Genomic DNA, 21,437 nt, shown 5'->3' with positions numbered 1-21,437 from the left:
GATTGGTTTATTTACGCACATTCCAAAATCTTTGGCCCGTCTTGGTTGATTTGAGAAACGTAGCTTTTGGTAGTGATACCGACACTTCCGAACGCTTCACTCATGGCTTTGGCAACACGGTCGGCGGTTTCGCGGCCACGGCTCAAAGCAAACATCGAAGGCCCCGCCCCCGAAATGCTGCAACCCAGCGCTCCGTTGTCGAGGGCGGCTTGTTTTACGTGGTCAAACTCAGGAATGAGAATCGAGCGTACGGGTTCGATAATCACATCCACCATAGAGCGACTCACCAAATCGTAATCTTCTTGCATCAAGCCCGCAATTAGCCCCGCCACGTTGCCCATTTGAGAAATGGTATTTTTGAGCGAAACCTCGTTGCGTAAAATGTAACGGGCGTCTTTGGTATTGACTTCCACGTCGGGGTGAACGAGGGTGCAGTAGAGTTCGTTGGGGACTTTTACCTTAAATACATCGAGAGGGTTATAACTGCGGATGACGACAAAGCCGCCTAACAGCGAAGGCCCAACGTTGTCGGCGTGGGCAGCTCCGCAGGCAATTCGCTCACCTTCCATTGCAAACGGTAGTAACTCTTGGCGGGAAAGTGGACTTCCCAATAGTTCATTGATGGCAAATACCCCAACGACCGAACTCGCTGAACTTGAGCCCATTCCGCTTCCTAATGGCATGTTTTTGTGTAAAACTACTTCTACGCCTTGGTTAGACCCAATGTGTTGTAAAAACTTGAGCATGACCACCGTCACGGCGTTACGTTCGGGATTGCGGGGAAGACGGCCGTTGTCGCCGATAATATCTTTGATAACCACCCCAGGTTCGTCGCGTTTGCGAAGTTCGACGATGTCGCCAGGTTGGTCGAGGGCAAATCCAAAAATATCAAACCCGCAGGCTACGTTGGCAACAGTAGCTGGGGCAAATGCTTTAATGTAATCCATGTGTCAATCAGATGATAAGGCGGAGTGATAATTTGACAAAAGTACATAAAAACCTAAAAAAACAGCACGACTTCAAAAGCCGTGCCGTGAGATGCAGAATGAAGGCGAAGATTAAAAGGCGAAGCCAAGTCGAAGGTCAAGATTGAGCGTGCTGAAATATGGATGACGAGAACGATTTTCAATGAATGACTTTGAAATCCCTACATCAAAAAAGCCGTTGGTAAAAACATTTTGCTGATAGCCTAGGGCCAGAGAACTACATACAAATCGTGGACGGAAACGGTAATAGCTTATTTCTTGACTATTCTTGTATTTACCATAGTTACCTTCGATAATGTTGCTAAACCCAGCATAGACACCCGACAAATTATTACCCGCTTTTCCACGTTGCACTTGGCGCTTCATCAAAAAATACCATCTCGGCTGAATAATGAGTAAGCTGTTGATGGACAGGCCAGAGTAATCATAGATATATTGGGGTGTAGAAGCCATACTGTTATAAATCCGTACATCTTGCTTGGCAATATTAGTTACTGAAAAGTTGAGAGCAGAGTTGAGCGAAAAGGAGGAGTTTGTAATTTTTGTCTCATATCCGATTGAACTAGAAAACGACTGCGAAGATGGACTGAGTCGAATACGGGGCCACTCGATTTTCCATTGGTTTTTGGTGGCTTCATAGCAACGAAATACGTCGCACATCGGGGCTTTGGTTCTTTCTTTAAAATCAGCTAAGGCGAAGCCCAGTTTTAAATTAGTATTCAAAGACCATTGGCCTTTGGAGGTATAGTCAGTGCTGCTTTTAGTGTTGTCAGGATTGAAATTGGCGTTATTCCCGTCCAGAAAGGTGGTGGTTTGGTGTATTTGTTGATGGAAATCGTAGTTGAGTGAGGTGGTGAAATCAATGAGTCCGTGCCTAAAAAAGCGACGTTGTACGCCGTATTGGAGGCTGATTTGAGAGTCGTAGTAGCGAGAAAAATAGTCAGTATAGCCTGGTTGACTGCTCCATTTTGTAAAGCCATTGATTTCAAAGGCTTCGTTGTGCCATGCTTTTTCGTAGTGTAAAGCGATATAGTTTCCAGAAAAATTATTGCTACTTTTTCCTTCTTTGATGCGGCGTGCCATATCGTAGTACCACCGAAGTTGAGTAGAGCCCACCCATGTATTTTGGATAGGGCTACGGTCAGGAAAAAAAATCGAATAATTAAGTTGGTTGCCCCCAAAAGGAGCTTCTTTATTGTGGGCTAAGTTTATTCCAATCGAAAAGGAAGGGGTGATTTTGTATTCAGCTCCAATTCGCCAGTCCAAGAATATTTTAAAAATTTGATTAAATAGAAAGTAATTAGAAATGAACAGGTTAGAGGTGTTGGTGTACCCTTTCAGCATCCACTTGGTCGGTTCCTTCGTCATAAACACATAGTCGTAGCGGTCAATAAAGCGCTGCTTTTCGAGCGTACCCGCTTCCTGCGTGTGGGTAATGCGGATGGAATCAGCGCTCCCTTGGGCGAATGCGGAAGAGATTCCTCCTAAGGTCGGAATGACAAAAAGGAGTGTCGAGTGCAGAAGGCAGAGGGTCGAATAGAGGACAGTTAGTGTTTTTTTCATGGCTTGTGGGTGGTTAGAGGGCGAAGCCGAGTTTGAAGTCAAAAACGGGTCTTTTATTATAAAACGCTGTTAGACTTTTCGCGGATTCGTGAAAAGGTTTTGATAAGCTAATATCAATAAAGCCACGATTGAATATTTTTTGTTGAAAGCCCACTAATATCCCCGTATAGCAGTATCTAAATGGGAGTTGGAGTGATTTGGATTTAGAATAAGTTCCAGCAGTAAGTATGTTTAAGCCAGCATAAGGGCCTGATAAATTATTCCCAACTTTTCCTGCTTTGTTGAGTGTACGCATTAGAAAGTACCATCGTGGTTGGAGATTGATGAAGTTGACAATGCTATAAGTGAAAGGTAGCGTAGGAGTTGTTTCGAAAAAACTATCTTGCCTACGGTGGTTTAGCGAATAGTTCCAGTATGTATTGAGCGAAAAAGAAGAGCGCAATATTTTTTGTTCGAACCCGATACTCCCATTAATGGTTTGAGATACAGGACTTAAACGTAATTGTGGCCAGCTAAATTTCCATAAAGACTGCTCGTTGACCAAACATTGAAAAGCTTCACAGTAAGGGGTTTGTACGCCTTTGACAATATCAGCAAATGCAATGCCGACTTTAAAATTGGTGGAGATAGACCAATTATGGTCGGGTTTGTAGAAGATTTCTTCTTTGATAGTACTCCACTGAATCGGAAATTTGATAGGAGTATTGTTGTCTAGAGAGCTTAATTTGCGGTGTACAATCTGATCGGTGCTTCTATTGAGAGAAATGGAAAAGTCGGCAAGTCCAAATTGAAAAAAACGACGTTGTATCCCGTAGGATAAACTAAACTGATGAGAATAATATTGGGCATAATAATCAGTATCGTTGTTTCTTGTTACAAAGCTTCTAAAATTTTCCTCATTCCATGCCTTTTCAAATTTAAGTGAGAAATAATTGCCAGAAAAATTATTCACACTTTTACCTTGTCGAATGCGCAATGCCATGTCATAGTACCATTTTAAATCGACTGACGTAACCCAACGAGCCACAGGTGGGTTATGGCCGAATACATAGATGTATGCCTTAGATGGGTTTTTATCATAAAAAGAAGCTTTTCGAAACGGAGAAAATTGGTTTCGAGCAATGTCTAAACCGACTGAAAAAGAAGGGGTTACTTTGTGTTCTACCCCTACACGCAAGTCGGTATTATTTCTAAAATAGTCTTTGTCAATGGATTTTGGCACTTCAAATGCACTTAAATTTGTAAATATTTTTCCCATCCACTTGGTCGGCTTCTTCGTCATAAACACATAGTCATAACGGTCAATAAACCGCTGTTTTTCCCGCGTACCCGCTTCCTGCGTGTGGGTGATACGGACGGAATCAGCACTCCCTTGGGCGAATGCGGAAGAGATTCCTCCTACGGTCGGAATGACAAAGAGGAGTGTCGAGTGCAGAAGGCAGAGGGTCGAATAGAGAGCGGTTAGTGCTTTTTTCATGGCTTGGGGTGGTTAGAGGGCGAAGCCGAGTTTGAAACTGCTGTAAGGTTCAAAAATTGGCTGATTCTTAGTTGTAGAGCGTTCCTTGTAGAGCAATCCGAGCTGAAAATCAAAAAAGCCTTTCTCAAATATCCTTCTTTGCATTCCCCAGGTCGCGTAGGCCGCTCTGGTGTTACTCCAATGTGTTTCTCGTTTCAATTGAAAAACAGGATTATAGTCCATGTCGCTAAAAGATAACAGTTGACTGCCCATAATAGCAAAGTAGTTGCCCGAAAGGTTATTGGCCGATTTCCCTTCACGTATTCGCTTCTTTAAGTTGTAATAGTACCTAGGCTGTACTAAAAAGGCACTGCCAGCCACCAAAAATTGTGAGCCAAATGATTGGAGTGCTTTTCGGCTCAAGTATGAAAAAGACAGATTTAACTCCGTATTGATTGACCAAGCAGATTTGGCAATTTTTCTTTCATACGAAATGGGGAGCGAGAAGTTAAATTGGCGATTGGTAAGGGTGAAAGGTGAGGCGATATTGATTTTAAAAAGTTGATTTTCTTCTTTAAAGCACTTCCAAACGTTGCAATCGCTGGCATTAAGAGCGGCTGTTTTTGGGGCAGATGTAAACCCTAAACCAAATTTTACATCCGAAAATAAAAACCATTCATCTTTGGGGGCGGGAATATTGATACTGGATTGATTAGGTAGGGTCAAATCGTAGGTAGTGCGCCCGATATTGATAGAGAAGTCGGCAAACCCTCGCTCGAAAAATCTTTTTTGAGTACCTAATTTTAAAACAAAAATTTGAGAATTCTTATACCACTCATTGGATTGGTTTCCGATAAATGGTACTTGTAGTAACGTGCTTACAAACTTAATAGAAGGGATTTTAAACGCTTGTCCGTATTTAAAACCTATATACGAACCTGTTAGATTGTTGGCTTGTAAACCTTTCTGTAAGCGTTTTTTCATATCATAAAACCAGCGGATTTCGGCGCTGGCAAAATGAGATGACCATTGAAAGTCATTAATGTAGCCCCCGCTTAAACCTACATCAATGGAGAAGGAGGAGCCAATTTTATGTTCATAGCCAAAAGCATAGGATAACGAACTAGGTAGGCTCCCTGAGATTTCATTGCTTGGCCCTCGTAATTGCAAACGAGGAACAGGACTGGCTGATAAATAGCCTTTCAGCATCCACTTGGTCGTCTCCTTCGTCATAAACACATAGTCATAACGGTCAATAAAGCGCTGTTTCTCCAGCGTACCTGTTTCCTCGGAGTGGGAAATACGGACGGAGTCGGTACTACCTTGGGCGAATGCGGAAGAGATTCCTCCTAAGGTCGGAATGACAAAGAGGAGTGTCGAGTGCAGAAGGCAGAGTGTCGAATAGAGGAGGGTGAATGCTTTTTTCATGGTGCTGAGAGGTTAAAAAGTAAAACCAATTTTGAAACTAGGACGAAAACCATGAAGACCTTCAGAAGTGCTGTTTTTATCAAATCGATAAATTGTTTTTCCGACCGTGAGTCCAAGGTCGAGGTAATTGTTTTTAAAAACTTTCATTTGGAATCCAATAGTGGGGCCAACTTCTATGCCGTGGTATCTGGTGAGTTTAACTCTTTCCTTTCCATGTGTATAGTTTATTCTTTCATATACGTGCATGAGAGATGCACCGACATAAAATCCTGAAAGTGACGATTTAGGCTGTAGAGTTCGTTTGAGTTTACTTAAATAAAATCGAGCTTGAAGGTAAGTAGTTGAAAGAAAACGCATATCATTTACTTTTCCTGATAAACTAGCAGAGTCTCTTGGAACAGCATTCCAAGTCCATCTTTGCCAAAGCAAGTTGTTTTGAAAATTGATAGAAAAAGGTGAGGTTCCAATCTGCCTTTCAAAAGCCAAAGATGTTAAGAGCGTTTGGTTTCGTGTTCCAATTGACAAATTAGGCCAAGCTATTTTCCATAGACTTTGGGAGGTTTCATAACATTTGAGGACATCGCAGGGAGGAGGAAGTGTTTTTGTTTTGAAGTCACCAAAGGCAAGTGATGTATTCCAAAATGTTTGAATAAATACCTCTGATTGAGCCAAGTTTGTAGCACCTATTCGATTAGCGTTTTTTATTCCAGCTCCAACGCCAAAATCCACTAACCCATGATTAAAAAATCGACGTTGCATTCCCCAACGAAGTTCGGTGGCACTTGTCATTCCAACGACGGGAATATATTCTCCAAAGCCTGTGCCAGTAAATCCCCCCGTACTTCCTTGAGAAAAAGCTTTTGTGTAGGTCAAAGCAAAATAATTACCTGTAAAATTATTAGCGTTTTTGCCTTCAATTATGCGTTTTCGCATATCGTAATAATAACGTACTTCGCCAAAAATACCAGCGTCAGTACCCAAGCCTGACGATATTGATCTAAAGTAAGCTCCTGCTCCTAAGGATACGGAAGGGGATAGTTTATATTCGTAACTTCCAACTAAACCGCCATGGGTTTGGCTTGAAGTTCCTGCCAGCTTCAGCATCCACTTGGTCGGCTCCTTCGTCATAAACACATAGTCATAGCGGTCAATAAACCGCTGCTTTTCCAGCGTACCCGCTTCCTGCGTGTGGGTGATACGGACGGAGTCAGCGCTCCCTTGGGCGAAGGCGGAAAAGATTCCTCCTAAGGTCGGAATGACAACGAGGAGTGTCGAATAGAGGAGGGTGAATGCTTTTTTCATGGCTTTGATTTATTGTTTGGCAACGGTGCCGTTGCGGAGTTCGGTGTTTTTGGTTTCTACGTCGAGTTTTACTTGTGCTTTATCCGTTTGAATATCAAGGCTTCCGTATTGTGCACGTACGCGACACTCGCCTTTGATTTGTTGCAAAACGAGGTCGGTTCGTTCGGAGAAAATGCTCAATAACCCATTGAAATTCTCCGTTCGTAAGGTACCAAACTGCGTTCTGGCTGTCAATGTTCCACGTAAGTCATTGAGTTCGATGGTGCAAAATTCCGTTTGCAACTGAATGGTTTGAGTTTGTAGCCCTTTGATAGAAATCTTCCCAAAACTGTTTTGTATTTCTACGGCGCAATTGGCAGGTACAAACAACGTAAAACGTGCTTTGAGGTTGGATTGGGGCTTACTTCCGTTTTTGGCCAGTACCACAAAATTATGCAGACTCACCGTTTTCCCTTTTTGGTCGGCGGTATAATGTAGGGCTTCCAAATCTTTCTCAGCTGTGCTGCGGGTGGGGTGTTTTGCGGTAAGTTCGATGGTCGCTTTTATCTCATTTTTATTCCAAGTCATTATCTCTACGTCGCTCCGCTCTCCCCATACCTGTACCTTTGCGTATTGTGGCACTTCAAAGGTTTTTTCTATTGTTTTGGTAATCACCTGCAACGTCTGAGCAGAAGAGTAAAAGGGCAAAAGGCAAAGGGTGAACCGCAAAATGTTAAATGGAAAACTGAAAAACCGCAAAAGTGGCCAATAGCAAGGAGCAAAGGGCAAAACCCGAAACCCAAAACGGATAAAGAGAGGTGGGGAAAAGTTGTGGATAAAGTGCAAAATATTCTTCATGGCTATTAATGTTCGAAAATTACATGATTCGTTCAGCTAGTTTTTGTAACAATTGAGCACGCTCCTGCTCAATTTCTGAAAGCTGCGATGCTAGAGCTGCATCGGTGTTGTATTCACCAATTGCCTCTTTAAGTTGTTTACTCGCCAGGGTAAGGTCGTCGAGTTGTTGTTTTAAGTGCTTAAATTCAGGCTTTTCGCACACGGTTGTTTTGGTTTTGCAAAAATCCTGTAGCTTTTCGTACTGGCGGTCGAGGGTAATGTTTTCCGACGGGAGCGCCTTTGTGGGAATGTGCTCTTCGGAGTACGTAACCCTACTTTCTCCCTGCTGAAAACGTAGCAAAAAGTAACCTACAAAAAATAACAAGCCCGTGACTACCGCCGCTGCCGCGTACTGCCACCCGCCTGACCGACGAATCACGGGGCGAGGGAGTTCTTGCTCGATGGCTGCCCATAGTTCGGAGGGAGGCGTATGGGTAGGCAGCCGATGCAGCGCCTCTTGAAGTGGGGCTTCCTCCAACCCACGTTCCACCGCCTCCCAAACCGATTCGGGTGGGGTGTAGGTAGGTAGTTTATGTTTGAGTAGGTCTGACATAATGCGCTTGTTATTATTTTAACAATTCCCTCAGCCGCTTTTTGGCATAGTTTAATTGCGACTTCGACGTTCCTTCCGAAACGCCCAACAACTCAGCTACTTCTCGGTGGGCGTAGCCTTCCACCTCAATGAGCACAAATACCGCCCGTGCGCCTTCGGGTAGGCTCAAAATGGCTTTTTCGAGGTGGGCAGCATCAATAGCATTGTTACCCCAATCGACCGACGACGTATCGGTGGGGAGCGTTTCCAGTAATAAATAAGCGGGTGTTTGCTGAGAACTTCGGTGCGCTTTACGAACCAAAATCGCTTTTATCCAAGCTCCCAACGTCGCTTCACTACGGTACTGACTCAAGTTTTGAAAAACGGCCAAAAACGTGTCTTGCAATACACTATTGGCCTGGTCAAAGTCGCCCGTCATCCGATACGCCAAGGTGTACATGGCCGTTTTGTAGCGGTCATAGAGCAGCCGTTGCGCAGAGCGGTCGTGTTGGAGGCAGCGTTGAATCAGTTCGTTTTCAGTCATGAGTGGTACGTTCAACTACAAAGAGGAACCGAACAACCCAGAAGGTTGGAATAAGAGTAAAAAATAAAAGAGAAACGTTGAGAGATAAGGGATGAGATGGTTAAAAACCTGAAGTAGCGAGCCAGTGTAAGCAGCGGCCAAACCACTCGTCGAACGATGGCGTTTTGAGGTAGCCGTGTTCGCCTTTGGCATAAATGTGGAGGTCGCTCAAGATGCGGTTTTTCTGCAAGGCTTCGTAAAAAAGTAGGCTATTTTTGACGGGGACTACCGTGTCGTCGCTGGCGTGCGTGATAAAAGCGGGAGGCGTATTTTGGGTTACTTGGAGGTCGTTGGAGTAACGGGTTAGCTGTTCGGCGGAGGCATTTTTGCCCAAAAGATTATTCCCAGAACCCTTGTGTCCGACGCCATCGGCAAAACTAATGACGGGATAAACCAGTACTAAAAAATCAGGGCGGAGGCTAGTACCCTGAGGGTTAGGTAAAACAGTTCGCTCAAAGTGAGTCCCTGCCGTTGAGGCCAAGTGTCCTCCTGCCGAAAAACCCATGATTCCGATTTTTTTGGGATTAATGTTCCATTCGCTTGCCCGTTCGCGTACGGTTTTAATCGCCTGTTGGGCGTCTTGGAGGGGGCCAATGGACGGGTCAATCATGGTGCGTTCGTTGGGGAGTCGGTATTTCAACACAAAAGCCGCAATACCGCGTTTGGTAAACTCCTCGGCCACATCGTAGCCTTCGCGTTTTATCACCAATACTCCGTAACCTCCGCCTGGACAAATCACCACTGCCGTGCCCGTTGCTTTGTCTTTTGGGGGAAGAAACACGCTTAACGTTGGTACCGAAACATTAGAAACAACTTGCGACGCGGTGCGTTTTTCTTCGTTGGTGGCCTCTTTGGCATTGGGAATGGCACCAGCATACAACGGTATTTCTTGTTGGGCAATGCTTACAAAGGTCGAAATACAAAAAAACAGAGACAGAAAAACGGAGCGTAGCATGGTTATTAGGTTTAAAATGGAGGATGAAAGTCGTTTTCTTATAAAGACAAAAGCAGGTCTTTTCTGCTGAGTCTGACATTTTACATTTTTCGGCGTATTATTATTCCGTTCCTTACCTACCTTTGTGGCATGAATCAGTACCCTGTTTTTTTGTTGTTGGGTGCCAATTTGGGCGACCGCGAAGCAACACTTTCAAAGGCGATTACGCTGATTTCGGAGCGAATCGCTCCTGTCATTTCAGCATCGTCGTTGTACGAAACCGCGCCTTGGGGCGTTGAAGAGCAACCCGCTTACCTCAATCAGGTCATTTCGCTGACCACCGAAAAAGAAGCAAAGCGCGTATTGCAAGCAGCCCTTGCGATTGAAAAAGAGCTGGGACGAGAGCGAAGACTGCGCTGGGGAGCACGGGTTATCGACATTGATGTGTTGTTTTATGGAAATAAAATACTGACATCGGAGGAGCTAGAAGTACCTCATCCACGGCTACATCAGCGTAAGTTTACGCTGGTTCCGCTTGCAGAAATTGCCCCTGAGTTTGTTCATCCTTTATTAAAAAAAACAACCCAACAACTGCTCAATGAATGCACGGACGAGGGGATTGTGAGCTTGTTTAAACGTTTTAAAACCAATTGATTGTCACTATGCAACGTCGCGATTTTATCAAACATACTTTGCTCGCCACGGGAGCCGTAGCGTTGGAAAATTGCCAACCCAAAGACCCCTATGCTCCCCGCAAATACGAAGGCCAAATTGCCATCATTGGAGCAGGAGCGGCGGGATTGTACGCGGGCTATTTGCTAGAACAACAGGGCGCGAATTACACCATCTACGAAGCTGCCGAACAAATCGGGGGGCGGATTCGTCCGTTGAAAGGTTTGGCTGATTTTGACGTGGAGTTGGGTGCTGAAAGAATCCGTGGGAGTAAATCGACATTGTACGATTGGGCCAAAGAGTCAGGCGCTTCGTTGTTGCCCACTTCTGGAACCGATTATTATCAAATAGGCACTCTACTTCGTACCGAAGCCCAGTGGAATACCGACCTCGATTTTCGCTTGGCTATGTTGCTTTCTCAGCAGGCACGGGCGTATTCGGGCAACGAAACAACCCTAGCGCAGCTCATGGAAACCACCAAGCTGGTGGCCAAAGTACGGCACATTCCTGATGCGCTCATTGCCAACAATTATGGCACCTCGGCCAGCCGTTTGGGGCTTTTGGGCGTAGCCGAGGCCGAAGCAACTTGGAGTGCAGGAAGGGACAATTACTTGATGGGCAATCGCTCGTTGTTGTCGTTGCTGGAAGAAAAATGTAAAAACGTTATTCCTAAAGTGGTGCTCAATAAACAAATCAAACGCATTGATTTTACCAATAGTCCAATCGTCTTGGAAGATGCGCAAGCCCAGCGGCGTTTTGCAGATAAGGTGATTGTGACGGTACCACTGTCGATTTTACAAGCCAACGACATTCAATTTACCCCCTCACTGCCCGAAGCTAAGCTCACGGCCATCCGCAACATCGGAATGGGCGCGGGCATCAAAGTGGCTTTGGTCTTTAACCGTCGGTTTTGGGAAACCAATACGGGTTCTATCTACACGTCGGGCTCAGTGCCCGAGTATTGGGTGAGTTCCGCAGGACGAAGCACGTCTTCGTTTGTACTGTCAGGGTTTGTGACTGGTGAACGAGCCGAAGCGCTCAGTGGACAGACCTCTACGGTCGTTATTCAGAATTTGTTAAAAGAATTGGATACCATTTACGGAAAAGGAACTGCTACGGCGGCCTTGATCAACGCCAAAGTGATGGATTGGGGAAAAGAACCCTATATCAAAGGCGCTTACTCTTTCCCAATTCCCAACGGCGGCGGTTTACTTACGCGCCAAACCTTGTCGCAGCCTATTCAGCGTAAAGTCTATTTTGCGGGAGAAGCTACCCACTATGGTGGCCACAGCGGAACCGTACACGGCGCCATGGAGTCAAGCCGCCGCGCTGTGGAGGAGTTGTTGCGGGATGTGGTATAGTTGCAGCGGTCGGGTTGTAAGCAACCCTCCACACCCAGAGCGGGTTGTGAGCAACCCTTGGCACGGGAGTGGGTTGCAAGCAACCCGCCTCACACTCATTCGACATTCTCCCCTCTGCGCTCGACACTCCCTCTATCCTGCCCAGTTCTCCCTATCCAGACTACGGTACTGAATGGCCTCCGCCAAATGCTCGATTTTGATGTCGGTGCTGGCGGCGAGGTCAGCAATGGTGCGAGCTACTTTCAGAATACGATCATACGCCCGTGCCGACAACCCAAGCCGTTCCATGGCAGACTTGAGCAGGGCTTTGCCTGCGGGGTTGATTTCACACACTTCTTTTACCATTGGCGAGGGCATCATGGCATTACAATAAATCCCTTCTTTGTCTTTGAAACGCTCCGTCTGAATTTCGCGGGCGGTAATTACACGCTGACGAATGTCTTCGCTTTTTTCAGCTTTGCGGTTTGACGAAATTTGGTCGAACGATACGGGCGTGACTTCTACGTGCAAGTCGATGCGGTCGAGGAGTGGTCCGCTGATTTTATTCAAATAGCGTTGAACTGTTCCAGGTGGACAAACGCACTCTTTCTCGGGATGATTGTAGTAGCCACATGGGCAGGGGTTCATGCTGGCAATAAGCATGAAGTTGGCAGGAAATTCAATCGCCCATTTGGTACGAGAAATCGTCACGCGGCGTTCTTCGAGCGGTTGGCGCATCACTTCGAGCACTGTTCGCTTAAATTCGGGCAATTCGTCCAAAAACAACACGCCGTTGTGCGCCAACGAGATTTCGCCTGGCTGTGGGAAGGTGCCTCCGCCAACCAGCGCGGCGTCGCTGATGGTATGGTGAGGTGCGCGAAAAGGTCGCCGTGCAATCAGCGATGCTTTGGAGCCTAGCTTTCCCGCTACGGAGTGTATCTTGGTCGTCTCTAGTGACTCGTGCAGCGTCAACGGTGGTAAAATCGAAGGTAGTCGCTTGGCCAACATCGTTTTGCCCGCCCCTGGAGGGCCAATCATAATCACATTGTGCCCGCCCGAAGCGGCGATTTCGAGGGCTCGTTTGATATTTTCTTGGCCTTGAACGTGTTCAAAATCAGCATCATAATCGTTCAGGGTATTGAAAAATAAATCGCGCGTGTCCACCTTCAACGGGGTAATTTCTTTGGTTTCCTCAAAAAAGCCGATGGCATCTTGCAGTGTTTCTACGGGAATAACGTCGAGGCTATTGACGATGGCGGCTTCGTGGGCATTGGCAGCAGGCAAAATAAATCCTTTGTAGCCAAGTTTCCGCGCTTCCACGGCGATGGGAAGGACGCCTTTGATGGGGCGGAGTTTGCCATCCAGCGAGAGTTCGCCCATGATGATGTAGTCTTCGAGGCTTTTCTTGGTTACGATTTGGTCAGAAGCCTGCAACACACATAGGGCAATGGGCAAATCGTAGGCCGAGCCCTCCTTGCGAATGTCGGCGGGGGCAAGGTTCACCACTACTTTTTGACGAGGCATTCGGTAGTCAAAAAACTTGAGAGAGGCTTCTACGCGCTGCTCACTTTCTTTTACGGCGCTGTCGGGCAAGCCTACCATAAAAAAACGCATTCCTTGCCCCACTGTTACTTCAATGGTTATCATTGTGGCATTGACACCATAGACCGCACTACCGAACGTTTTAGAAAGCATGTTATCCTTAAATTTTAAAGCTACGAAGTTGTAAAAATAAAGGTTCTGCCCCAAATCAGCACGTTAGGCCGAGTAATTGCCTTAGGTACTGTATTCTCTTGGAAGACTGTTCCAAAATCATCACCAAATGATTACCTTTGCCGTCCATTTTTGGCAGAACTTATTTTTCTATACACCCAAAAGACGAGAAAAATAAGGTTTGGTAACTTATTTAGACTCGTCAATTTACAATTTTTCGTACCATTATGTTACAACGTATTCAAACACTCTTTTTAGCCGTAGTGGCCGTTGGTATTGTTGGGCTGTTGGCTTTGCCCGTTTGGGACAAGACCGCCGTTGATGGCACCCAATCGGTTCACCTTACTGCCCTTCGATTGGTTCACGAACAAGGAACAAGTTCGTTTATTACCCCTGTTTGGTACATCGCGCTTGTCGGTGGGATAGTGGCGGGAGTGGCTATTTTTGCCATTTCTCAGTACAAAAACCGCGTACTTCAGTCGGGGCTTTGTGCCGCAAACTCTATCCTGATGACCATCATTATGGGGTTAATCATGTATTTTATTTTTGGGAAAGCCAAAGATTTGTTTGAGCCCAATGTCACAGGTAGCTTTGGTTTTGGCTTCTACGCGCTCGTGACGTCAATGCTAGCGAATGTTTTGGCCAACCGTTTTATCCGTCGTGACGAAAAACTGGTTCGTTCGCAAGACCGTATGCGTTAAAATCAAGCTTGTATTATGCTAATTTTAGGGTAAAAAAGCACCTTTTTTGAAATGCTCTTTAATAGGTTAAGTGCTTGATTGTAAGTTGATTTGTGAGAGCGTGTAAGCCTGTTTTTAAAAAAAGTTAACCTTTTACTCTCAAAAATTTGTTGCGTCAAATTTGATTATTTTTACTAATTTCAAACGTAGTTAGTGACTTTGCCCATTTTGCCACTTCTCAGCAGGAGCAATCTTCAGTAACTTCCCATTGATTTCCAATTAACTCACTAAAAAAGCTGTTTAAGTACCTGTTAACCAAGGGTATAAAGGCAAAAAAATACAACGAAAGAGGATGATTCAGGTAGATACGAGCGTACAGCATACGCTAAAGGAGCGACTCAAAGAAATTTTTGGTTACAGTCAGTTTAGAGGCGAACAAGAGTCGATTATTCATAGCATCATGGGAGGTAATAACACCTTCGTTATTATGCCTACAGGTGCGGGGAAATCGCTTTGCTATCAGTTGCCTGCTATTACCACTGAAGGCGTTGCCATCGTTATTTCTCCGTTGATTGCCTTGATGAAAAATCAAGTAGATCAACTGAACGCTTTCGGCATTAATGCGCAGTTTTTGAATTCTACTCTCAACAAGGCTGAAATCACAAAGGTTAAAAAAGATGCCCTCGATGGCACCTTAAAACTATTGTACATTGCGCCAGAATCGCTAACGAAAGAAGAAAACCTTGACTTTTTACAGCGAGCTAACATTTCTTTTGTAGCAGTTGACGAGGCACACTGTATCTCAGAGTGGGGGCATGATTTCCGCCCAGAATACCGCCGTATTCGAGGAATTATTGACAACATCAACCCCAACCTGCCACTGATTGCGCTGACAGCTACAGCCACCCCGAAAGTGCAGCAAGACATTGCGAAAAACTTGCGGATGGAAGAGGCTGCCTTGTATAAGTCGTCGTTTAACCGCAAAAACTTGTACTACGAAGTGCGCCCGAAATTGGGTGACGTCAATAAGCAGCTGATTAAATACATCAAAAACAACAAAGGAAAGTCGGGTATCATCTATTGCTTGAGCCGTAAGACGGTAGAAGAGGTAGCTAATTTGTTGACAGTGAATGATATAAAGGCGCTTCCTTACCATGCGGGCTTGGACGGACAAACGCGGATGAATAACCAAGATGCGTTTTTGAACGAAGAAGCGGATGTCATTGTCGCGACTATTGCATTTGGAATGGGTATCGACAAACCCGACGTTCGTTTTGTTATTCACTACGATGCGCCTAAGTCGTTGGAAGGTTATTACCAAGAAACAGGCCGCGCTGGCCGTGATGGCTTGGAAGGAAATTGCGTGATGTTTTATAGCTTAGATGACATCCAAAAGCTAGAAAAGTTCAACAAAGATAAGTCGGTAACGGAGCGCGATAATGCCCGCCATTTATTGAACGAAATGGTGGCCTATGCCAACCTTGGTGCGTGCCGCCGTCGTCAGTTGTTGAGTTATTTTGGCGAATACATGGAGAAAGACTGCGGTTTCTGCGACAACTGTATCAAGCCAACGCCAAAATTCAAAGTGCAAGAAGAGGCAGTTATCGTTTTGAAAGCGATTCAACAGACCGATCAGCGTTTTGATGGTGATCACATTGCAGATTTGATTACCGCCACTGACAACATGTACGTGACGAGCTATGAACATAACAAGCTCGAAATGTATGGGGCAGGTAAATTTAAAGATGAAGAAGAAGGTGAAGAATATGGCGTAGAGTATTGGCGCTCGATGATTCGTCAGCTGGTGATTTTGGGGTATTTGGGGAAAGATGCTGAAAACTTTGGCGTGCTGAAAATCACCGAAAAAGGCATCAACTACATCAATGACCCGTATCCGATTACGATTTCAAAAGACCATACGTTCGACGAAAACGACACGCAGAAGTCAAACGAGGACGAAGATGTGACGGATTTGGCACCGTCGGGTGGTGGAAATGCCTACGATGAAGCGCTTTTGGGGCTTTTGAAGGCACTCCGTAAAAAAATAGCGAAAGAGAAAAACCTTCCTCCGTATGTTATTTTCCAAGACCCGTCGTTAGAAGAAATGGCGACGACTTACCCCACTACTTCCCAAGAAATGGCCCAAATCAACGGGGTTGGAATGGGGAAAGTACAAAAATTTGGTCGCCCGTTTATCGACCTCATCACGCGTTATGTGGAGGAAAACGAAATCGAAACGGCCAAAGATGTAGTGGTAAAATCGGCGGCTAATAAGTCGAAAGTGAAGATTTTTATCATCCAACAAATCGACCGTAAGGTGGACTTGGACGAAATAGCCGAAGCCAAAGGGTTAGCAATGGACGAACTGATTGAGGAGATTGAACACATTTGCTACTCGGGTACGAAGCTTAACTTGGATTACTATATCAACCAAATCATGGACAAAGACCGCCAGTACGATATTTACGATTACTTTATGGCGGCTGAAACCGATAGTATCAAAGTTGCGTTAGATGAATTGGCCAAGGATGACGTCACCGAAGATGAACTTCGTTTGATGCGTATCAAGTTTATGTCCGAAGTGGCTAACTAAGTAAGTGAAAAACTCCTAGTAAGGCGCGAAACGAATGAAAGGGATTTCGCGCCCTACTCTATACACTTTAACCTCAAAAAATGAATATTTTAATTCTGGGTTCGGGCGGACGCGAACACGCGTTTGCTTGGAAAATAGCCCAAAGCCCACATTGCGACGAGTTGTATGTAGCGCCTGGAAATGCGGGAACCGCACAAGTGGCTACCAACTTGCCCGTTGGGTTCAATGACTTTGAAGGCATTGCAAAAGCTATTGTTGATTTTAAAATTAAATTAGTAATTGTCGGCCCCGAAGAACCACTGGTCAACGGAGTTGTTGATTACTTAAAAGCCCAACCAGCGTTGGCAAGGGTCAAAATTGTGGGCCCTGATCGCCTGGGGGCGCAGTTGGAAGGAAGCAAAGATTTTTCCAAAAACTTCATGGCAAAGTATGGAATCCCTACGGCAGCGTCGCAGACATTTACGTCTGAAACACTAGACCAAGGGCTGAACTACTTGAGCACACACGCACTCCCAATCGTGTTGAAAGCCGACGGATTGGCGGCTGGCAAAGGTGTAATTATTGCCGAAACACTCGATACGGCCAAAGCTGCCATGACAGATATGCTCGTGGGCGCTAAGTTTGGCGAAGCGGGAAACAAAGTGGTGGTAGAGCAGTTTTTGCGCGGTATTGAGTTGTCGGTATTTGTGCTTTCGGATGGTGTTAATTACAAAATCCTTCCCGAGGCCAAGGACTACAAACGTATTGGCGAAAAAGACACAGGCCCCAATACGGGAGGAATGGGAGCGGTGTCGCCCGTGATTTTTGCGGACGAAAACTTCCTGAGAAAAGTAGAACAAAAGATTGTAAAACCGACGCTCGCGGGCTTGCAGGCTGAAGGAATTACGTACGTTGGCTTTATTTTTATTGGATTGATGAACGTCAAAGGCGAGCCGTACGTGATTGAGTACAACGCACGCATGGGCGACCCCGAAACGGAGGTTGTTTTGCCACGTATTCAGTCGGATTTAGTGACGCTTTTGCTGGCCGCAGCCGATCAAAAATTGGCCGACAGCGATTTCGTTATTTCGCCCCAAACGGCCGTCACAACGGTGATTGTGTCGGGGGGGTATCCAGATGCCTACGAAAAAGGCAAGGTAATTGCTGAATTAGAAAAAATGGAAGACATTACGGTGTTTCATGCAGGAACTACCACTAATGACAAAGGAGAAGTCGTAACCAATGGCGGACGAGTACTGGCACTGACAGCACTTGCAAACTCCCTCGAAGGTGCTGTAAATAAGTCGCAAAAAGCAGCGACTGCAGTGCAGTTTGAAGGAAAATATTACCGCAAAGACATTGGTTTAGATTTGATTCGTTATACGGATTAGTTTGACGCAAAGCGGGTCGTGGCGTAGTTGAAACCGTAACGACCTCGTATAAACGTCAGGCTGTAAACTAAACAGAAATGAGTTGTAAATCATGTTCAACGGGCGGATGCGGAACGAAAGGAAGCAACGGGAAAACCGCTGGTTGTCAAAATAATGGCGCGTGCAACACAGGTGGTTGCAATAAAATGAACGTTTTCGATTGGCTCAGTGATATGGATGTGCCCATCGCAAAACGTTTTGACGTAGTAGAAGTGAAGTTTAAAGGAGGGCGGAAAGAATATTTTCGCAATATCAACCAGCTTGAACTCCTCACGGGCGACTACGTTGTGTGCGAGATGGCTTCGGGCTATCATATCGGAGCGGTATCGTTGCAAGGTGACTTGGTACGTTTGCAAATGACCAAGAAAAAAGTAGCCGATGACGAAAATATCAAGAGCATTTATCGGGTGGGGAATCCACGCGATATGGAAAAACACGAGCAGAGTGTGGCGCGTGACTTGCCAACGATGTACCGCGCTCGCGAACTGGTCAAAGAGCTAAAACTGAACATGAAATTGTCGGATGTGGAGTTTCAGTCCGACAATACCAAAGCGACGTTTTACTACTCGGCCGACGAACGGGTTGATTTCCGTGAACTGATCAAGGTATTAGCAGGTGAGTTTAAGGTACGCATCGAAATGCGCCAAATCAGCTTACGCCAAGAAGCAGGCCGTTTGGGTGGTTTGGGCGCGTGTGGCCGTGAATTGTGTTGTTCAACTTGGTTGAGTGACTTTAAAAACATCACGACCTCAGCTGCTCGTTACCAAAACCTATCGCTGAACCCAACGAAGCTTTCGGGCCAATGCGGACGTTTGAAGTGCTGCCTCAACTATGAGCTAGAGACGTACATCGACGCCCTCAAGGATATTCCGCACGTGGATGCCCCCCTCCAAACCCAAAAAGGGAAGGCGCACTTGCAGAAAACCGATATTTTCAAGAAAATCATGTGGTTTGGCTACGAAAACGATAGCACGACCTGGCATCCCATCACGATGGAGCAGGTAAGCAAAATCTTGCAAATGAACGCAAGAGGTGAAAAACCTGTGTCGTTGGATGTGTTGGATATCGAAGAGGCAGTGTTGGCATTGCCTGCGGCAGGTATCAACAGCGACTTGGCCAAAATGGATAAGAAGTTTAGCCACCGCGACCAGCAAAATGGAGGTGCAAACCGCCGTCCTAAGAAGAAAAAAGGAAGTGGTACTAACAATACCAACGCGGCCAAAGAAACGGCACAGCCAGCGGCAACCGCTGCGCCTTCAGCTCCTGCGCCGAAGCCACAGGCCTCAGCTCCCAAGGCACCAACTGCCCAGGCTCCTGCGAAAGTGCCCAGTGCTCCAGCGGTAAATCCTGCACAGAAAGGAAATAATGCCAATAATAACACCAACGATGCAACAAAGCCTGCCAAACAACACTCCAACAGAGGAAATCATCACCGTAGAAATCATAATCAGCCAAAAGGTGGTGGCAATAATGGCAACAGCGGCGGAGGCAACGAGAAGAAGTAATAGGAAGCACTAAAGGTGCATACAAGGGAATCATCGAGAGGTGATTCCCTTTTTTTGTGGCCAGTTGTTACTTAGGGGTGGAGAGCTGAAAGCTTGCGCTGAAGCGCTTGTATGGTAGCTTGGTATTGCTCCTCTCGCTGACGAAGCAGTGCTATTTCGGCTTTTAGTTGAATAATTTCACTGTCTTGGTGTAACTCTTCTTTGGAAATATAGTTGGTAAATTCGTTGAAACTTACCCTGAGCTCCCTAGATAATAAGATAAGGTATTTGGTTTTGGGGAGACGAACGTCACTTTCCCACTCAGAGTACGTGCTTTGTGAAACAGGAATGGCAATAGCTACCTCTTGCTGAGAGAGATTGCGTGCTTGGCGTAAAAAAGTCCCTAATGTCATAAAAGTAGAGATAGGTGTTTTGTAACGAATAGGCTTTGGAGGCATACCCGTGGTGGTTGTTAAATTTCATAAACGTATCAAAGTAGGGACGGTATAATGTGCAAACGCTCAAACATACAAAACGAATACAAAAAATACAAGAAATTTTATCGAACGGTAAAATTGGGTAGTATGGCCTAAAATTATCGGTTTTTCGATTAAAATTATCGAAAAATCGATAATAAATCTTGAAAATACTATATTTATTTGTGCTTCCTAAATCTTTAAACGTTCAGATGAAGCCACGCGTACTCATTATCCCCGCCGCTATCCGAAGCCATGTATTGCCTTCGCTGTACGTGGCTGATAAGCTGTCGGAGGAGGGCTATGAGGTACATTACGCTGTTACAAATGATATATTGGCGGAGTTGGTCACGAAGAATGGCTACCAAGCTGTGAAAAATACGGGCTGGCGTGCAGGCTACGGCATGGAGGCCTCTTATATAGGGGCTAAAAAGGAAATTGTATCGTACCGACGGCTTCTGAGAGCTTACCGAACAAACGAGCTATATTGGGAGCGAAAGCGAGAATTGGACGCGCTGATTGAAGAACTCCGTCCCACAACTATTTTGATAGATTTATTTGTTTGTACTGATTTTTGGGTATTGTATCCACGCCGTTCAGAATTTACTATTGCTTTTTTTAATCCCATGCCTTCTATGTATCGGGTAGGAGAGTGGCCGATAGTGTCAAGCCCCCTCAATCCCCCGATGAGGGACTTAATACCCAGCGGAAGCAGCCATACGAGTCGGTCCGACGTCCAACAAGGGGGATTAAAATCTGAATTGAAAAAACGAAGTGATTTGTTTCTTCAGTTCTTACGCAATCCCAGACAGGCTTGGTTGCGTCAAGCGATAACCCGTCATCGCCAATTTCTAGCACAAATCGCTCCCCTTGCGCAAGACGCGACCGTGACGCAGGTGATTGCCAACGTGCCTGAATTGGTGTTAGCGCCGTTGGAATTTGAATTTGCGCCCGAAATTCGCAAACCCAATCAACATTATTTGGGGCTGTGTATGCGAGAGCATCGGCAAGACACCGAGCTGGATCCCCTATTTGAACAAGCGTGGGAGCATATAATTGGTTCTAAAAAAGTCCCTCACCCCTCAGGGGAGGGATTTCATCGCCTTGTTTATTGCAGTTTTGGTACTTTTCACGAAGGAGCGGATGCTACCCTTTTACGTTTTGTGACCAACCTACTAGAGGTGATTGCCGAATTGCCACACGTACATTTGATATGCTCGGTTAACAAGTACGTCATAGAAACGCTCGGCTAGTTGTACTTGTGGAAATAGTGGTTTTAGTGGATATGTACCAGATTTAGGGGCATACAAGTATCTCGTGAATGTTTACTGTAATAATGGCTCACAGGTTAAATGCACCTTTTCTTAGCAAAATTAAGGCTGATATGTTAAATATCAGCCTTAATACGAC

18 protein-coding genes are annotated in these 21,437 nt (G+C 45.6%); 7 read left to right on the top strand and 11 right to left on the bottom strand.

Annotated elements, in window-relative coordinates:
* Window positions 1–11: 11 nt before the first annotated feature.
* The 9 genes from AC23P2_RS00710 to AC23P2_RS00670 form a co-directional block, all read right to left on the bottom strand.
* On the bottom strand, window positions 12–947 hold the full coding sequence (locus AC23P2_RS00710; RefSeq protein ID WP_487771422.1) for a homoserine kinase: 936 nt from the start codon (window positions 945–947) through the stop codon (window positions 12–14).
* A 111-nt stretch (window positions 948–1,058) separates the two neighbouring features.
* Complete coding sequence (locus tag AC23P2_RS00705) at window positions 1,059–2,549, bottom strand: hypothetical protein (protein ID WP_487771421.1); 1,491 nt, start codon at window positions 2,547–2,549, stop codon at window positions 1,059–1,061.
* Between the two features lie 13 nt (window positions 2,550–2,562).
* The gene (locus tag AC23P2_RS00700) at window positions 2,563–4,026 is read right to left on the bottom strand and encodes a hypothetical protein (protein WP_487771420.1); all 1,464 of its coding nucleotides are present in this window, start codon (window positions 4,024–4,026) and stop codon (window positions 2,563–2,565) included.
* Between the two features lie 12 nt (window positions 4,027–4,038).
* On the bottom strand, window positions 4,039–5,433 hold the full coding sequence (locus AC23P2_RS00695; RefSeq protein WP_487771419.1) for a hypothetical protein: 1,395 nt from the start codon (window positions 5,431–5,433) through the stop codon (window positions 4,039–4,041).
* 12 nt (window positions 5,434–5,445) lie between these two features.
* Window positions 5,446–6,735, bottom strand: a complete 1,290-nt coding sequence (locus tag AC23P2_RS00690; protein ID WP_487771418.1) for a hypothetical protein — start codon at window positions 6,733–6,735, stop codon at window positions 5,446–5,448.
* Between the two features lie 9 nt (window positions 6,736–6,744).
* The gene (locus tag AC23P2_RS00685; protein WP_487771417.1) at window positions 6,745–7,572 is read right to left on the bottom strand and encodes a DUF4097 family beta strand repeat-containing protein; all 828 of its coding nucleotides are present in this window, start codon (window positions 7,570–7,572) and stop codon (window positions 6,745–6,747) included.
* 19 nt (window positions 7,573–7,591) lie between these two features.
* Window positions 7,592–8,164, bottom strand: coding sequence for a hypothetical protein (locus tag AC23P2_RS00680; protein ID WP_487771416.1), 573 nt, complete (start codon window positions 8,162–8,164; stop codon window positions 7,592–7,594).
* Between the two features lie 13 nt (window positions 8,165–8,177).
* Window positions 8,178–8,687 carry an RNA polymerase sigma factor gene (locus tag AC23P2_RS00675; protein WP_487771415.1) on the bottom strand — a complete coding sequence of 170 codons (510 nt, stop codon included), beginning with the start codon at window positions 8,685–8,687 and terminating at the stop codon, window positions 8,178–8,180.
* Between the two features lie 100 nt (window positions 8,688–8,787).
* On the bottom strand, window positions 8,788–9,681 hold the full coding sequence (locus AC23P2_RS00670) for an alpha/beta hydrolase (protein ID WP_487771414.1): 894 nt from the start codon (window positions 9,679–9,681) through the stop codon (window positions 8,788–8,790).
* Between the two features lie 129 nt (window positions 9,682–9,810).
* On the opposite strand from AC23P2_RS00670, the gene folK reads away from it, so the two are divergent.
* The gene (gene folK / locus AC23P2_RS00665; RefSeq protein ID WP_487771413.1) at window positions 9,811–10,314 is read left to right on the top strand and encodes a 2-amino-4-hydroxy-6-hydroxymethyldihydropteridine diphosphokinase; all 504 of its coding nucleotides are present in this window, start codon (window positions 9,811–9,813) and stop codon (window positions 10,312–10,314) included.
* A gap of 8 nt (window positions 10,315–10,322) precedes the next feature.
* Window positions 10,323–11,693 (top strand): flavin monoamine oxidase family protein, encoded by a 1,371-nt coding sequence (locus tag AC23P2_RS00660; protein ID WP_487771412.1) that lies wholly within the window; start codon window positions 10,323–10,325, stop codon window positions 11,691–11,693.
* Between the two features lie 132 nt (window positions 11,694–11,825).
* Here the strand turns inward: AC23P2_RS00660 and AC23P2_RS00655 are convergent, their stop codons facing one another.
* Window positions 11,826–13,367, bottom strand: coding sequence for a YifB family Mg chelatase-like AAA ATPase (locus tag AC23P2_RS00655; RefSeq protein ID WP_487771411.1), 1,542 nt, complete (start codon window positions 13,365–13,367; stop codon window positions 11,826–11,828).
* Window positions 13,368–13,612: 245 nt separating this feature from the next.
* Between AC23P2_RS00655 and AC23P2_RS00650 the strand changes: the two genes are divergently transcribed.
* The 4 genes from AC23P2_RS00650 to AC23P2_RS00635 all read left to right on the top strand — a co-directional run bounded on the left by AC23P2_RS00650 (window position 13,613) and on the right by AC23P2_RS00635 (window position 19,572).
* A complete protein-coding gene (locus AC23P2_RS00650; RefSeq protein WP_487771410.1) occupies window positions 13,613–14,086 on the top strand; it encodes a DUF4293 domain-containing protein in 474 nt (157 codons plus the stop codon).
* Between the two features lie 331 nt (window positions 14,087–14,417).
* Complete coding sequence (recQ, locus tag AC23P2_RS00645; RefSeq protein WP_487771409.1) at window positions 14,418–16,658, top strand: DNA helicase RecQ; 2,241 nt, start codon at window positions 14,418–14,420, stop codon at window positions 16,656–16,658.
* An 80-nt stretch (window positions 16,659–16,738) separates the two neighbouring features.
* Window positions 16,739–18,028 carry a phosphoribosylamine--glycine ligase gene (gene purD / locus AC23P2_RS00640; RefSeq protein WP_487771408.1) on the top strand — a complete coding sequence of 430 codons (1,290 nt, stop codon included), beginning with the start codon at window positions 16,739–16,741 and terminating at the stop codon, window positions 18,026–18,028.
* Window positions 18,029–18,105: 77 nt separating this feature from the next.
* On the top strand, window positions 18,106–19,572 hold the full coding sequence (locus tag AC23P2_RS00635) for a PSP1 domain-containing protein (RefSeq protein WP_487771407.1): 1,467 nt from the start codon (window positions 18,106–18,108) through the stop codon (window positions 19,570–19,572).
* Window positions 19,573–19,643: 71 nt separating this feature from the next.
* Here AC23P2_RS00635 and AC23P2_RS00630 read toward each other — a convergent pair whose 3' ends face one another.
* Entirely contained in the window at window positions 19,644–20,009 is a 366-nt protein-coding gene (locus tag AC23P2_RS00630) for a helix-turn-helix domain-containing protein (protein WP_487771406.1), read from the bottom strand.
* Between the two features lie 230 nt (window positions 20,010–20,239).
* On the opposite strand from AC23P2_RS00630, the gene AC23P2_RS00625 reads away from it, so the two are divergent.
* Window positions 20,240–21,280: a hypothetical protein gene (locus AC23P2_RS00625; RefSeq protein ID WP_487771405.1), complete on the top strand. Its 1,041-nt coding sequence runs from the start codon at window positions 20,240–20,242 to the stop codon at window positions 21,278–21,280.
* Window positions 21,281–21,437 lie beyond the last annotated feature (157 nt).

It is taken from the genome of Runella sp. R0.1_18, from assembly GCF_057652155.1.
Note: the sequence above shows the minus strand (reverse complement) of the source record. Positions and strands in the feature narration are given on the sequence as shown.

Excerpts from the sequence above, each read along its gene's own strand:
- AC23P2_RS00655 (WP_487771411.1), bottom strand. The coding sequence starts at position 13,367 with ATGCTTTCTAAAACGTTCGGTAGTGCGGTCTATGGTGTCAATGCCACA.
- AC23P2_RS00670 (WP_487771414.1), bottom strand. The coding sequence starts at position 9,681 with ATGCTACGCTCCGTTTTTCTGTCTCTGTTTTTTTGTATTTCGACCTTT.
- recQ (WP_487771409.1), top strand. The coding sequence starts at position 14,418 with ATGATTCAGGTAGATACGAGCGTACAGCATACGCTAAAGGAGCGACTC.
- AC23P2_RS00635 (WP_487771407.1), top strand. The coding sequence starts at position 18,106 with ATGAGTTGTAAATCATGTTCAACGGGCGGATGCGGAACGAAAGGAAGC.
- AC23P2_RS00650 (WP_487771410.1), top strand. The coding sequence starts at position 13,613 with ATGTTACAACGTATTCAAACACTCTTTTTAGCCGTAGTGGCCGTTGGT.
- AC23P2_RS00660 (WP_487771412.1), top strand. The coding sequence starts at position 10,323 with ATGCAACGTCGCGATTTTATCAAACATACTTTGCTCGCCACGGGAGCC.
- AC23P2_RS00685 (WP_487771417.1), bottom strand. The coding sequence starts at position 7,572 with ATGAAGAATATTTTGCACTTTATCCACAACTTTTCCCCACCTCTCTTT.
- AC23P2_RS00700 (WP_487771420.1), bottom strand. The coding sequence starts at position 4,026 with ATGAAAAAAGCACTAACCGCTCTCTATTCGACCCTCTGCCTTCTGCAC.
- purD (WP_487771408.1), top strand. The coding sequence starts at position 16,739 with ATGAATATTTTAATTCTGGGTTCGGGCGGACGCGAACACGCGTTTGCT.
- AC23P2_RS00630 (WP_487771406.1), bottom strand. The coding sequence starts at position 20,009 with ATGCCTCCAAAGCCTATTCGTTACAAAACACCTATCTCTACTTTTATG.
- AC23P2_RS00705 (WP_487771421.1), bottom strand. The coding sequence starts at position 2,549 with ATGAAAAAAACACTAACTGTCCTCTATTCGACCCTCTGCCTTCTGCAC.
- folK (WP_487771413.1), top strand. The coding sequence starts at position 9,811 with ATGAATCAGTACCCTGTTTTTTTGTTGTTGGGTGCCAATTTGGGCGAC.
- AC23P2_RS00680 (WP_487771416.1), bottom strand. The coding sequence starts at position 8,164 with ATGTCAGACCTACTCAAACATAAACTACCTACCTACACCCCACCCGAA.
- AC23P2_RS00695 (WP_487771419.1), bottom strand. The coding sequence starts at position 5,433 with ATGAAAAAAGCATTCACCCTCCTCTATTCGACACTCTGCCTTCTGCAC.
- AC23P2_RS00625 (WP_487771405.1), top strand. The coding sequence starts at position 20,240 with ATGAAGCCACGCGTACTCATTATCCCCGCCGCTATCCGAAGCCATGTA.
- AC23P2_RS00675 (WP_487771415.1), bottom strand. The coding sequence starts at position 8,687 with ATGACTGAAAACGAACTGATTCAACGCTGCCTCCAACACGACCGCTCT.
- AC23P2_RS00690 (WP_487771418.1), bottom strand. The coding sequence starts at position 6,735 with ATGAAAAAAGCATTCACCCTCCTCTATTCGACACTCCTCGTTGTCATT.
- AC23P2_RS00710 (WP_487771422.1), bottom strand. The coding sequence starts at position 947 with ATGGATTACATTAAAGCATTTGCCCCAGCTACTGTTGCCAACGTAGCC.